This is a genomic window from Streptomyces sp. NPDC090741 (assembly GCF_044769045.1).
In the GTDB taxonomy this organism is placed as follows: domain Bacteria; phylum Actinomycetota; class Actinomycetes; order Streptomycetales; family Streptomycetaceae; genus Streptomyces.
In genome coordinates, this window is record NZ_JBIVXF010000008.1 from 24,763 (window position 1) to 36,790 (window position 12,028).

13 protein-coding genes are annotated in these 12,028 nt (G+C 70.6%); 4 read left to right on the plus strand and 9 right to left on the minus strand.

Features of this window, described 5'->3' with window-relative positions:
• Positions 1-15 precede the first annotated feature (15 nt).
• The 3 genes from cseB to ACIQU4_RS21900 all read left to right on the plus strand — a co-directional run bounded on the left by cseB (position 16) and on the right by ACIQU4_RS21900 (position 3,352).
• On the plus strand, positions 16-729 hold the full coding sequence (gene cseB, locus ACIQU4_RS21890; protein ID WP_403733214.1) for a two-component system response regulator CseB: 714 nt from the start codon (positions 16-18) through the stop codon (positions 727-729).
• Positions 726-2,039 carry a two-component system sensor histidine kinase CseC gene (gene cseC, locus ACIQU4_RS21895; RefSeq protein ID WP_403733216.1) on the plus strand — a complete coding sequence of 438 codons (1,314 nt, stop codon included), beginning with the start codon at positions 726-728 and terminating at the stop codon, positions 2,037-2,039. Before cseB ends, cseC begins: the two co-directional genes overlap by 4 nt.
• Before the next feature lie 134 nt (positions 2,040-2,173).
• Complete coding sequence (locus ACIQU4_RS21900) at positions 2,174-3,352, plus strand: LamG-like jellyroll fold domain-containing protein (protein WP_403733218.1); 1,179 nt, start codon at positions 2,174-2,176, stop codon at positions 3,350-3,352.
• A gap of 15 nt (positions 3,353-3,367) precedes the next feature.
• On the opposite strand, the gene ACIQU4_RS21905 is transcribed toward ACIQU4_RS21900, so the two are convergent.
• On the minus strand, positions 3,368-4,018 hold the full coding sequence (locus tag ACIQU4_RS21905) for a M23 family metallopeptidase (RefSeq protein ID WP_403733221.1): 651 nt from the start codon (positions 4,016-4,018) through the stop codon (positions 3,368-3,370).
• 389 nt (positions 4,019-4,407) lie between these two features.
• Positions 4,408-6,933, minus strand: coding sequence for an ATP-dependent Clp protease ATP-binding subunit (locus ACIQU4_RS21910; RefSeq protein WP_365951337.1), 2,526 nt, complete (start codon positions 6,931-6,933; stop codon positions 4,408-4,410).
• 450 nt (positions 6,934-7,383) lie between these two features.
• Between ACIQU4_RS21910 and ACIQU4_RS21915 the strand changes: the two genes are divergently transcribed.
• Positions 7,384-8,031: an SCO3374 family protein gene (locus tag ACIQU4_RS21915; protein WP_403733224.1), complete on the plus strand. Its 648-nt coding sequence runs from the start codon at positions 7,384-7,386 to the stop codon at positions 8,029-8,031.
• On the opposite strand, the gene ACIQU4_RS21920 is transcribed toward ACIQU4_RS21915, so the two are convergent.
• The 7 genes from ACIQU4_RS21920 to ACIQU4_RS21950 all read right to left on the minus strand — a co-directional run bounded on the left by ACIQU4_RS21920 (position 8,010) and on the right by ACIQU4_RS21950 (position 12,016).
• Complete coding sequence (locus ACIQU4_RS21920) at positions 8,010-8,348, minus strand: Lsr2 family protein (RefSeq protein WP_030867899.1); 339 nt, start codon at positions 8,346-8,348, stop codon at positions 8,010-8,012. The two genes, ACIQU4_RS21915 and ACIQU4_RS21920, sit on opposite strands and share 22 nt — an antisense overlap.
• A 165-nt stretch (positions 8,349-8,513) precedes the next feature.
• Positions 8,514-9,044 (minus strand): amino-acid N-acetyltransferase, encoded by a 531-nt coding sequence (locus ACIQU4_RS21925; protein ID WP_403733229.1) that lies wholly within the window; start codon positions 9,042-9,044, stop codon positions 8,514-8,516.
• Between the two features lie 9 nt (positions 9,045-9,053).
• On the minus strand, positions 9,054-9,575 hold the full coding sequence (locus tag ACIQU4_RS21930) for a BlaI/MecI/CopY family transcriptional regulator (RefSeq protein ID WP_403733232.1): 522 nt from the start codon (positions 9,573-9,575) through the stop codon (positions 9,054-9,056).
• A gap of 76 nt (positions 9,576-9,651) precedes the next feature.
• Positions 9,652-9,825 (minus strand): hypothetical protein, encoded by a 174-nt coding sequence (locus tag ACIQU4_RS21935; protein WP_403733235.1) that lies wholly within the window; start codon positions 9,823-9,825, stop codon positions 9,652-9,654.
• A gap of 13 nt (positions 9,826-9,838) precedes the next feature.
• On the minus strand, positions 9,839-10,477 hold the full coding sequence (locus ACIQU4_RS21940; RefSeq protein WP_403734025.1) for a hypothetical protein: 639 nt from the start codon (positions 10,475-10,477) through the stop codon (positions 9,839-9,841).
• Positions 10,478-10,572: 95 nt separating this feature from the next.
• The gene (locus ACIQU4_RS21945; RefSeq protein WP_030158488.1) at positions 10,573-10,758 is read right to left on the minus strand and encodes a DUF397 domain-containing protein; all 186 of its coding nucleotides are present in this window, start codon (positions 10,756-10,758) and stop codon (positions 10,573-10,575) included.
• Between the two features lie 142 nt (positions 10,759-10,900).
• Positions 10,901-12,016 carry a threonine aldolase family protein gene (locus ACIQU4_RS21950; RefSeq protein ID WP_403733238.1) on the minus strand — a complete coding sequence of 372 codons (1,116 nt, stop codon included), beginning with the start codon at positions 12,014-12,016 and terminating at the stop codon, positions 10,901-10,903.
• Between the last annotated feature and the right edge of the window lie 12 nt (positions 12,017-12,028).

A 12,028-nucleotide genomic window follows, 5' to 3' on the forward strand; every position in this document is an offset into this window, starting at 1 on the left:
AGGCGAGGCTTCCGCATGGCCGAGACCCATGTCCTGTTCGTGGAGGACGACGACGTCATCCGTGAGGCCACGACCCTGGCGCTGGAACGCGACGGGTTCGTGGTCACGGCCATGCCCGACGGCCTGTCCGGTCTGGAGTCCTTCCGGGCCAACCGACCGGACATCGCCCTCCTCGACGTGATGGTGCCCGGTATGGACGGCGTGAGCCTGTGCCGCCGGATCCGCGACGAGTCCACCGTCCCGGTGATCATGCTGTCGGCGCGCGCCGACTCCATCGACGTCGTCCTGGGCCTGGAGGCCGGCGCCGACGACTACGTCACCAAGCCCTTCGACGGCTCGGTCCTCGTCGCCCGCATCCGCGCGGTGCTGCGCCGCTTCGGCCACGCCGGCGGCCCGCAGAACGGCCGGCCGGGCACGAACGGCGAGGACGACTCCGAGGAGCGCGGGGTCCTGGCCTTCGGCGACCTGGAGGTCGACACCGAGGGCATGGAGGTCCGCAAGGCCGGGGCCCCGGTGGCGCTGACGCCGACCGAGATGCGGCTGCTGCTGGAATTCTCCTCCGCGCCCGGCACCGTTCTCTCGCGCGACCGCCTGCTGGAGCGGGTCTGGGACTACGACTGGGGCGGTGACACCCGCGTCGTGGACGTCCACGTCCAGCGACTGCGCACCAAGATCGGGCAGGACCGCATCGAAACGGTCCGAGGATTCGGATACAAGCTGAAAGCATGAGGCGCTTCACCCTCCGTACGGGGATCCGCTGGAAGATCACGCTCGCCATCGCCGCCGTCGGAGCGCTCGTCGCCGTGGCGCTGAGCCTGGTCGTGCACAGTGCTGCCCGCGTGTCGATGCTGGAGAGCGCCCGCGAGGCCCAGCTGGCCAACGTGAACGTCATCGCCCGCTTCGTCGAAGCCGGGCGCAAGCCTGTCCTGGGCGCCAAGATCAACGACCCCGAACTGCCCGTCGCGCTGCGCGAGAAGGCGCGGTCGGGGCGGCGCGGGACGTACATCCAGGAGTCCCGCAAGGGCGTGCCGGAGGTGTGGGCCGCGGTGCCGCTCGGGAACGGGCAGGTGCTGTCGCTGCACAACCAGTTCAAGGAGAGCGCCAACATGGTGCGCGACCTGGACCGGGCCCTGGTCGTCGGGTCGATCTCCGTCGTGGTCGCGGGAGCGGCGCTCGGCGTGCTCATCGGCGGGCAGATCTCGCGCCGGCTGCGCAAGGCCGCCGCCGCCGCGCAGCGGGTGGCGCACGGGGATCCCGACGTACGGGTGCGGGACGCGGTCGGGGGCGTCGTACGGGACGAGACCGACGACCTCGCACGGGCCGTGGACGCCATGGCCGACGCGCTCCAGCAGCGTCTGGAGGCCGAGCGGCGGGTGACCGCGGACATCGCGCACGAGCTGCGGACCCCGGTGACGGGCCTGCTCACGGCGGCGGAACTGCTGCCTCCGGGGCGGCCGACCGAGCTGGTGCGGGACCGGGCGCAGGCGATGCGGGCGCTGGTCGAGGACGTACTGGAGGTGGCCCGGCTGGACAGCGCGTCCGAGCGGGCGGAGCTGCAGGACGTGGCGCTGGGCGAGTTCGTGAGCCGGCGGGTGACCGCGCTGATGCCGGAGGCGTCGGTACGGGTGGTCGCGGACGAGATCGTCAGCACCGACCCGCGGCGGCTGGAGCGGATCCTGGGCAACCTGCTGGCCAATGCCGCGCGGTACGGGCAGCCCCCGGTCCAGGTCGACATCGAGGGCCGGGTCGTACGGGTCCGGGACTACGGGCCGGGCTTCCCGGAGGCGCTGCTGCGCGAGGGGCCGAGCCGGTTCCGGACCGGGTCGACGGACCGGGCGGGCGTCGGGCACGGGCTGGGGCTGACCATCGCGGAGGGACAGGCGCGGGTGCTGGGCGCCCGGCTGACGTTCCGCAACGTGGCGGCCCCGGGCGGCGTGGACCGCGAAGGGGCGGCGGCGGGCGCGGTCGCGGTGCTGTGGCTGCCGGAGCACGCGCCGACGGCGACGGGGAGCTTCCCGATCATCAAGCTGTCGGGGTAGGGGAGTTGGGGCGGTCCGGGCCCGGAGGGCCGGGCCGGGCCGAGCGTGGTCCGCGATGAGACCGGTTCCCGGAGCCGGACCGGACCGGGACCGGGTCGTACGGACGTGCGGGCCGGTGTTTTAGCATCCCCTGCATGACCGACGGTACGAATCCCCCCAGCAACCCGCAGCCCCAGCCCGCCCCCGGGGACGGGGGCTACGGGTTCCCGCCGGTCCCGCCGGCCCCCGCGAACGGCTACGGCTACCCGCCCGGTCCGCCGGCACAGGGCGGCGGTGGTGGTTTCGGCCCGGCCCCGCAGCAGTGGGCCCAGGGGCTCCCGGACATGGGCGCGCCGGTGCCGCCCGGTGCCCCGGGCGGTCCCGGAATCCCCGGGCCCCCCGGCCCGTTCGCTCCGCAGTCGGACCAGCCCGACTGGGAGGCCATGGCGGACCGCTCGGCGGCCGAGAGGCGCAAGAAGCGGCTGTGGATGATCGGCGGCACGGTGACCGTACTGGCGCTGCTCGCCGGCGGAGGAGCGTTCCTGCTGCTGGGCGGCGACAAGGGAGGGAACGAGCCGCAGGACGACAAGCAGTCCCCGCCCGCGTCCGAGTCGGCCTCCCCCTCCCCCAGCGGGTCGAAGAGCAAGGCGCCGGTCGACAACACCCCGACCGTCAAGGACGACCCGACGCAGATCCGGGACCGCAGCGGAAAGGCCCCGCTGAAGATGGGCCCCGACGCCGGGATCTTCCCGATCGAGAAGCGCTTCGAGATCCGTACGAAGGGCAACGAGAACTCGTACGCCGAGTCCGAGAAGCGCGTGGTGGACACGGCCAAGAGCTTCACCGTCTCGGCCCACGTCTGGAACCGGGCCCCGAAGGGGCGCCAGATCGCCGTCAGCCAGGGCAACGAGAAGTCCTTCTCGTTCGAGCTGGGCCTGGACCAGGTGAACGGCAAGCCGACCTGGGTCTTCCGTGTCCAGACGGGCGACCAGGGCGCGGAGGCGACCGCGGTGACCGTCACCGGCGAAAGCCCGAAGATGGAGAAGAGCTTCTCCACCCTGACCGGGACCTACGACGCCGAACGCAAGCAGATCGCGCTCTACGTCAACGGGAAGAAGACCGGCGAGGCCCCCGTCCCCGGGATCTTCCAGGCGCAGGGGCCGCTGGAGCTGGCGCGCTCCCGCCACGAGGACAAGTGGACCGCGCCGTGGAGCGGGGCCATGGAGACCGTGCAGACCTACGCCTCGGTGCTCTCACCCGCCCAGATCGACACGCTCAAGCCGGGCCGGGTCGACGCGAAGACGAAGCCGACGGGTTCCTGGCTCCTCTACTGACTCGGTTCGCCCCGGTCAGACGGTGACGCCGGCGTTGCGCAGGAACGAGACCGGGTTCACGGCCGAGCCGTAGTTCGGGGTGGTCCGGATCTCGAAGTGGAGGTGCGGGCCGCTGGAGTTTCCGGTGTTGCCGGACAGCGCGATCTGCGAGCCCTTGGTGATCTTCTGGCCGATCCGGACCTGGATCTTCGAGAGGTGCGCGTACTGCGAGTACGTGTTGTTCGCGTGCTTGATCACGATGGCGTTGCCGTACGCCGGACCGTCGCCGCCGCCGTTCGGGCCGGCCTTGACGATGGTGCCGGCGGACGCGGCCTTGACCGGGGTGCCGACGGGGCAGGCGAAGTCCTGGCCCGAGTGCTTGTGGGACCACATGGTGCCGCCCTTGCCGAAGGTGGCGGAGAGCGTGTAGCTCGACACCGGCTTCTGCCAGGCGACGACGGCCTTGGCGGCGGCGGCCTTGGCGGCCTGGGCCTTGGCGGCCTGCGCCTTGGCGGCCTGCGCCTTGGCCTGGGCCGCCACCAGGGCTGCGGTGCCGGTCAGGGTGGTCTCCGGAGCCGTGTCGGCGAAGGCGGCGGTCGTCCCGGCCCCGAGTGCCAGGGCCGCACCGAGAGCGGTGGCGCCGATGGCGATACGGGTACGACGGATGCTGCTGCGCTTCGCGGACATAAGGAGACCTCCGGGCCGGGGACAAGGACGGTTCGGGCAAGAAGCCACCCGGCACGCTGGAGAGCGGATGCCGGGCTTGCCCATCCTTGGTAACCCGCGTCCCGCCGTATCCCCAAACCTCCCGATTACTACCGGGGCTCGTAGGGCCGGGAGGTGTGACGCAGCCGGTTGACCGCGCCCCAACTGGCCCGAGGCCCCGGCCCGACAGGGGCAAAACGGACATCGAGCCTACGAGACGCCCTAGTAGGTCCGTTTTGCCCTGTGCGGCTTGTCACCGACGCAGGACCTCTGCCGCCCCCTGCGGGACCAAAGCCCTGCAACCCGAAAAGGGGCGGCCCCGGAACCTTTCGGTTCCGGGGCCGCCCCTCGGTACGGCTACCGCTGACGCGTTACGCGCCCTTCGACAGGTCCGGGCCCGAGCCCGTGGCCTCGATCGGGGGAAGGTCCGGCAGAGCCGACTTCTCCTCGCCGCGGAAGGTGAACTTGGCCTCTTCGCCGTCGCCCTCCTTGCCGACGACCACGATGTGGCCGGGGCGCAGCTCGCCGAAGAGGATCTTCTCCGACAGGATGTCCTCGATCTCGCGCTGGATGGTGCGACGCAGCGGGCGGGCGCCCAGGATCGGGTCGTAGCCCCGCTTGGCGAGCAGGAGCTTCGCGTCGCCGCTCAGCTCGATGCCCATGTCGCGGTCCTTCAGGCGCTCGTCCACCTTGGCGATCATCAGGTCGACGATCTGGATGATGTCTTCCTCGGTGAGCTGGTGGAAGACGACCGTGTCGTCGACACGGTTCAGGAACTCGGGCCGGAAGTGCTGCTTGAGCTCTTCGTTGACCTTCGCCTTCATCCGGTCGTAGCCGGTCTTGGTGTCGCCGACAGCGGCGAAACCGAGGTTGAAGCCCTTCGAGATGTCCCGCGTACCCAGGTTGGTCGTCATGATGATGACCGTGTTCTTGAAGTCCACGACCCGGCCCTGGGAGTCGGTCAGGCGACCGTCCTCCAGGATCTGGAGAAGGGAATTGAAGATATCCGGGTGAGCCTTCTCGACCTCGTCGAAGAGGACGACGGAGAACGGCTTGCGGCGCACCTTCTCGGTGAGCTGGCCGCCCTCTTCGTAGCCCACGTAGCCGGGGGGCGAACCGAAGAGGCGCGAAACCGTGTGCTTCTCGCTGAACTCCGACATGTCGAGGGAGATCAGCGCGTCCTCGTCGCCGAAGAGGAATTCGGCGAGCGTCTTGGAGAGCTCGGTCTTACCGACACCGGACGGGCCGGCGAAGATGAACGAGCCACCCGGGCGCTTCGGGTCCTTCAGACCCGCACGGGTCCGGCGGATCGCCTGGGAGAGCGCCTTGATGGCGTCCTTCTGGCCGATGACCCGACGGTGGAGCTCGTCTTCCATGCGGAGCAGTCGCGAGGACTCCTCCTCGGTGAGCTTGAAGACGGGAATGCCGGTCGCGGTCGCGAGGACCTCGGCGATGAGCTCGCCGTCGACCTCGGCGACGACGTCCATGTCGCCGGCCTTCCATTCCTTCTCGCGCTTGGCCTTCGCCGCCAGCAGCTGCTTCTCCTTGTCGCGGAGAGAAGCCGCCTTCTCGAAGTCCTGGGAGTCGATGGCCGACTCCTTGTCGCGGCGCACGCCCGCGATCTTCTCGTCGAACTCGCGGAGGTCCGGCGGCGCGGTCATCCGGCGGATGCGCATCCGGGAGCCGGCCTCGTCGATCAGGTCGATCGCCTTGTCCGGCAGGAAGCGGTCCGAGATGTACCGGTCGGCCAGCGTCGCCGCCTGGACCAGGGCCTCGTCCGTGATGGAGACGCGGTGGTGGGCCTCGTAGCGGTCGCGCAGGCCCTTGAGGATCTCGATCGTGTGGGGGAGGGAAGGCTCCGCCACCTGGATCGGCTGGAAGCGGCGCTCAAGGGCCGCGTCCTTCTCGAGGTGCTTGCGGTACTCGTCCAGCGTCGTGGCACCGATGGTCTGGAGCTCACCACGGGCCAGCATGGGCTTGAGGATGCTGGCGGCGTCGATCGCGCCCTCGGCGGCACCCGCACCCACGAGGGTGTGGAGCTCGTCGATGAACAGGATGATGTCGCCGCGGGTGCGGATCTCCTTGAGCACCTTCTTCAGGCGCTCCTCGAAGTCACCGCGGTAGCGGGAGCCCGCGACCAGGGCGCCGAGGTCCAGGGTGTAGAGGTGCTTGTCCTTGAGGGTCTCGGGCACCTCGCCCTTGACGATCGCCTGGGCCAGGCCCTCGACGACGGCGGTCTTGCCGACGCCGGGCTCGCCGATGAGGACCGGGTTGTTCTTGGTACGGCGGGACAGGACCTGCATGACCCGCTCGATCTCCTTCTCGCGCCCGATGACCGGGTCGAGCTTGGATTCGCGGGCGGCCTGCGTGAGATTGCGGCCGAACTGGTCCAGGACGAGGGAGGTCGAGGGGGTGCCCTCGGCCGGGCCGCCGGCCGTGGCCGACTCCTTGCCTCCGCCGGAGTAGCCGGAGAGCAGCTGGATGACCTGCTGCCGGACTCGGTTGAGATCGGCGCCCAGCTTCACCAGGACCTGGGCGGCGACGCCCTCGCCCTCGCGAATGAGGCCGAGCAGGATGTGCTCGGTGCCGATGTAGTTGTGGCCGAGCTGGAGGGCCTCTCGGAGCGAAAGCTCCAGGACCTTCTTCGCCCGCGGGGTGAAGGGGATGTGGCCGGACGGGGCCTGCTGCCCCTGACCGATGATCTCCTCAACCTGCTGGCGAACAGCCTCGAGCGAAATCCCGAGGCTCTCCAGGGCCTTAGCGGCGACACCCTCACCCTCGTGGATCAGACCCAGGAGGATGTGCTCGGTGCCGATGTAGTTGTGGTTGAGCATCCGGGCTTCTTCCTGAGCCAGGACGACAACCCGCCGCGCGCGGTCGGTGAACCTCTCGAACATCGTTTATCGCTCCTCAGAGCGGTCGGGCAGTTCGGGGTCGGTCCCCGCCCTGTCCTTCCGCATGCTAGTCCCGCGGGGCGGGACAGCTCATTCCAACTGCCGACATCCGTCCGCGATCACCCCCACGTCAGTGGGGAAAACCGGCTTCATCAGCCGACAACTGCTCCAACCCGATGGTGCGAGACGATGTTCCCGCAGGCCAGGCAGATACCCGTCACACGTGTACGCCGATGGCGAACGGAAGCCGCCCAAATCAGCGTGTCGCCCCGATCCACTAGGAATGTCTTACCCGTAAGGACTGGCACTCCATGCCGGTGGCACCGGTTCCCTCCGCTACGGGCGAACACGATTGCGTCCCGAATGTGGGACTCCGCCTCGACGGATGTTTACGTTCCGCATTGAGCCCGGCGCGCTGCGTAACTCCCGGGCACCTGCGGAGTTGCTCCGGGCATGGCCGTCACCGTTCCACCGCCCCGCGTCGCGCCCGAGGATTCACCCGCGGATTCGCCCCGGGACGCGTACGCGTCCTGGTACGGGGAGGCGCTCGGCTGGCCCGTCGCGGACGGACCGCCCGCCCGGCTGGTCACCGGGGTGCGGTTCGACGTGCTGGAGCTGCCGGCCGATGCCGGGGAGCGGTTGCTGCGCAGACCGGTCGCCACGGGTCCGGTGGCCCTCGCGGGGCGCAGGATGCGGTTCCTGGTGGCCGCGGGGAGCGCGGACGAGCTGGACGGGCTGCTCGACTGGCTGGAGTGGGGCGGGGTCGCCCTGGACCTCACCGCGCTGGGCGCCGGCGGCCGGATCTCGGCCCCGGTCCCGCCGGGACACCCCCAGGGAAGTCCCCGGGGGGCCGCCGTGTGGCTGCGACCCCCCGAGCAGGGGTGTGAGGCACTGCTGCCGTCCCTGCCCGGTCCGGGGCAGGGCGCCGGTCCCCGGCACGGTGGTGCCGGGCCCGACCTCGTACGCCTGGTCGCGGCGGCGGCGACGGAATGCCACCGGGCGCGCCTGTGGCGGCGTACGCCCCTGAGGGCCCCTTCCCTCGCAGGACCGCAGGCCCTGTGGGAACGAGAGGCCGAGGGTCAGCCCTTGGCGTTCTCGTAGGCCTCGCGGATCTCCTGCGGGACGCGCCCGCGGTCGTTGACGCTCATCCCCTGGGCCTTGGCCCACGCGCGGATCTCGGCGGTGTCCGGGTTGCCGGACGTCGCGGCCGTACGCGTCTTGGCACGACCGCCGGAGGCACGGCCACCGGTGCGGCGGGCGCCCTTGACGTAGTCGGCGAGCGCGGAGCGAAGCTTCTCCGCGTTGGCGGTGGTGAGGTCGATCTCGTAGGTCTTGCCATCCAGAGCGAACGTCACGGTCTCGTCCGCCTCGCCACCGTCGAGGTCGTCGACAAGAAGGACCTGAACCTTCTGTGCCACCGGGATTTCCTTTCATCGAAAAGCAGTACGCGGAAAGGAAACCGCTTTTCCCTGGAAAACACAAACCCCCGGGGAGAGGTTCGAGACCGCAACGCGGCGGGAAACGTGCGCGATTCGGACATAGGCCACAGGTGCGCGGAGCACCGGAAAAGCCGCCGTGATCGTTCAGAGGTGCAGAAGCATCCGACTGTTGCCCAAGGTGTTCGGCTTCACTCGTTCGAGACCGAGGAACTCGGCGACGCCCTCGTCATAGGAACGCAGGAGCTCCATGTAGACATCCGTCTCGACCGGGGTCTCGCCGATCTCGACGAAGCCGTGCTTCGCGAAGAAGTCCACTTCGAAGGTCAGGCAGAAAACCTTGGCGACACCGAGGGCCCGCGCGGTGTCCAACAACTGTCGCAGCAGCTGATGGCCGACTCCGGCGCCCTTCAACTCGCGGTCGACCGCGAGTGTGCGTACTTCGGCCAGGTCTTCCCACATGACGTGGAGAGCGCCACAGCCGACCACCCGGCCGTCGGAGTCGCGTTCCCCGACCCAGAACTCCTGGATGTCCTCGTAAAGGACGACGGGGGCTTTGTCGAGGAGGATCCGCTGCTGCACGTACTGGTCGAGGAGGCGGCGCAGCGCGGGAACATCGCCGGTGCGGGCACGGCGGATCGTCACTGTTTTTGCGTGTTCAGCGGAAAACTCACCCATGCCCGGACGCTATCGCCCGGGCTCGGCCCCGCGCCCGGCGGAGTCCCCTTCGGCGGGAGGGGTTTCGGAGGGCGTCGCGGCGGGGGGCTGCGCGGCGGACTCTGCGGACTCTGCGGACCCGGCGGGCGGCTCGGCGCGCGGCTCTACCGCCGGCTCCGCGGCCGACCCGTCGTCGTACCCCACGATGCGGAAGGCGTCCCGCAGGGCGTCGCGCTGTTCCGCGGACATCATGCCGAAGAAGGCCACGAGGGCGGCCGCGGGGTTGTCGCTCGTCGACCAGGCTTCGTTCATCAGTGCGGCCGAGTAGGCGGCGCGGGTGGAGACCGCGGTATATCGATAGGCGCGGCCTTCGGCTTCCCGGCGGACCCAGCCCTTCTGATGGAGATTGTCCATAACCGTCATGACCGTGGTGTACGCGATGGACCGTTCCTGCTGGAGGTCTTCCAGTACTTCACGAACAGTGACCGGGCGGTTCCACTGCCACACCCGCGTCATGACCGCGTCTTCGAGTTCTCCCAAGGGGCGAGGCACAACAGCACGATAGTGCGGAATGTGCGGAATTGCCCGGCTATTCGGAAGGCAACGCGCCGCAAAAATGCCGGGCGGGCTACTTGCCGGGCTGGGTCTGCTTCGCGGCCTCGGCGCGGGCGATCACGGCGTCGACGGCCGCGTCTTCCTTGGCTTTGTTGGCGCCGCCCTGGCTCTTCACGATCGTCACGACGAGCGCGATGAAGAAGCCGGCCATCACTACGGGGGGCACGAGCGCGGAAACGTAGTCCATGCCCCCAGCGTAGCTACCCGGCCGCGAGCCCGGCCGCCGGGGGCGGGGTGGGCTTGCGGCGCGGCGGGAACACCTCGCCGGGGGTCGGGATGGGCCGCTCGGACGGGCGCTCGGACGGGCGTTCGGGGTGCGGAGGCTCCTTGGGGGCCGGCGCGGGCCGGGCCGGCTCCTCCTTGCCGTCCTTCGCGCCCCAGGCCTCCCTGGCCTCCCCGGCACCCCTGATGCCCTTGCCCCCGGACAGCGCCAGCAGGCGGGTGCGGGGCTGCGGAGTCATGGAGAGCCGCCGGCGTACGGAGCGCTCGGCGATGCCCTGGCAGCGCTCCAGCAGCGCCGCCGCGACCGGGTTGGCCCGCAGGGCGCGCAGGGCGGCCAGGTCGTCGGGCGCGGGCTCGTACCCCGCGGCCAGGGCGTCCTGGAGCAGCTCCAGGTAGCCGGAGAGGCTGCCGGGCAGGGCGTCGCGGTAGCGGGCCAGGTCGGCGAGGAGGAACTCTCTGAGCCGCCCCGCCTCCTGGACCGCGTCGTCCACCGACTGCGCGAGGCGCAGACAGTCCTGGACCTCGGTGGTCGTCAGGGGTGCGGGGGCCGTGGAGGACTGGAGGGCGTGGGCGAGCGTTCGCCTGAGCACGTGCAGCTCGGCGGCGCTGAACGCCATGCCGCCGCGGGATCCGTAGGGCGTGGGCATGGGCCGAAGATACGCGCTAATCGGACAAAATCCCCTGAGCGGCATGATTCCGGGCGCGCCGACGGCTACCCGTCCGCCTTGACGGCGTCAAGGAAGTCGGCCCAGGCGGACTGGGTCGTGGCCAGAACCAGATGCGCCGGGTCGGCCCGGTCGGCCACGCGGACGAGGTGGCCGGGGGCCGCGGAGACGTAGACGCAGTTGTCTCCTTCGCCGCAGTACGTGGACTTCTGCCAGGCGGGGTGAGCGGTCATTGTGTCTCCTCCGGGGGACGGCTCCGTTGCTTTCCCGTGGAGGGAAGGTAACCGGGAGGCGGCGCCGGACCGATGACTTCGGCGGAAATCGGTGCGTCGCTGTTGCACTGGCGGGACCGTTCGCACATCTGCGGCGCCCCCGTCAGAGGCGGGCCGTGAAGGCCTGGGCCGCCTCGTGGACCTCCTCGGGGGTCCAGCCGAGTCCCGGAGCAGTGACCGTCACTTCCGTCACCGAGACGCCCGGGACCGGCGTCGCGGACCACCTGCGGAAGAGGACCGTGCCCGTCTCCTCCGCCAGGCGGACCCCCGCCTCGGTCAGGCGGTCCGCCTCGTACGGCAGCCAGACCTGGAACTGGTGCGTGTGCGGGGTCTCCGGGTTGATCCGGAACCACGGGACCGGGCCGCCGGCCAGCGCCTCGGCCAGTGCCGAGGCCACCATGCGGGCCTGGACCACGTACGACGGCAGGCGCGGGAGCTCCCCGTCCAGGCCGGCCAGCGCCGACAGGGCCTGCGGGAACTGGCGGAAGATCTGGCCCCCGTACCGGTGGCGCCAGATGCGCGCCTCCTCGATCAGGGCGGAGGAGCCCGCCAGGGCCGCGCCGCTGAGGCCGCCGAGCGACTTGTAGAACGAGACGTACACCGAGTCCGCGAGAGCGGCGATCTCCTGGAGCGGCCGCCCGAAGTGCACGGTCGACTCCCACAGCCGGGCCCCGTCGAAATGGACCACCGCATCCCGTTCGCGGGCCGCGTCGACCAGCGCCCGAAGCTCCTCCCAGGTGGGGAGGAGGAAGCCCGAGTCGCGCAGCGGGAGCTCCAGCATCAGCGTGCCGAAGGGCTCCGCCAGCTCCTCGACCTCCTCCGCCGTCGGCTGGCGCGGGTCCGTCGTCGGGTGCACCGTCCGCAGGCCCGAGACCAGCGACAGCGCACCGCCCTCCCACAGCTCCGGATGGCTCATCGGGTGCAGTGCGACCACCGGGTTCCCGGTCCGCCCCGCCCAGCAGCGCAGCGCGATCTGCTGGGCCATCGTCCCCGACGGGAAGAAGGCCGCGTCCTCGGTGCCCAGGAGCTCCGCCACCCGCCGCTCCAGCCGGGTCACCACCCCGTCCCCGTACACGTCGGCCGGCTCGTCGGGATCCGGCGCCGCCAGCCCCGCCAGCAGCTCCCCGACGGTCGCCTCCCGCGCGCCGGGCGAGAGCATGCGGTCCGCCGCACGCCCCGCCGCCAGCAGCCGCTTCGTCAGATCATCGTCATCCGTCATGCCCCCGATCAT

Bases quoted from the DNA above. Each gene is read 5' to 3' on its own strand.
- ACIQU4_RS21945 (WP_030158488.1), bottom strand. From the start codon at position 10,758: ATGACCGCTCACCCCGCCTGGCAGAAGTCCACGTACTGCGGCGAAGGA.
- ACIQU4_RS21900 (WP_403733218.1), top strand. From the start codon at position 2,174: ATGACCGACGGTACGAATCCCCCCAGCAACCCGCAGCCCCAGCCCGCC.
- ACIQU4_RS21925 (WP_403733229.1), bottom strand. From the start codon at position 9,044: ATGGGTGAGTTTTCCGCTGAACACGCAAAAACAGTGACGATCCGCCGT.
- ACIQU4_RS21935 (WP_403733235.1), bottom strand. From the start codon at position 9,825: ATGGACTACGTTTCCGCGCTCGTGCCCCCCGTAGTGATGGCCGGCTTC.
- ACIQU4_RS21940 (WP_403734025.1), bottom strand. From the start codon at position 10,477: ATGGCGTTCAGCGCCGCCGAGCTGCACGTGCTCAGGCGAACGCTCGCC.
- cseC (WP_403733216.1), top strand. From the start codon at position 726: ATGAGGCGCTTCACCCTCCGTACGGGGATCCGCTGGAAGATCACGCTC.
- ACIQU4_RS21910 (WP_365951337.1), bottom strand. From the start codon at position 6,933: ATGTTCGAGAGGTTCACCGACCGCGCGCGGCGGGTTGTCGTCCTGGCT.
- cseB (WP_403733214.1), top strand. From the start codon at position 16: ATGGCCGAGACCCATGTCCTGTTCGTGGAGGACGACGACGTCATCCGT.
- ACIQU4_RS21915 (WP_403733224.1), top strand. From the start codon at position 7,384: ATGGCCGTCACCGTTCCACCGCCCCGCGTCGCGCCCGAGGATTCACCC.
- ACIQU4_RS21950 (WP_403733238.1), bottom strand. From the start codon at position 12,016: ATGACGGATGACGATGATCTGACGAAGCGGCTGCTGGCGGCGGGGCGT.
- ACIQU4_RS21905 (WP_403733221.1), bottom strand. From the start codon at position 4,018: ATGTCCGCGAAGCGCAGCAGCATCCGTCGTACCCGTATCGCCATCGGC.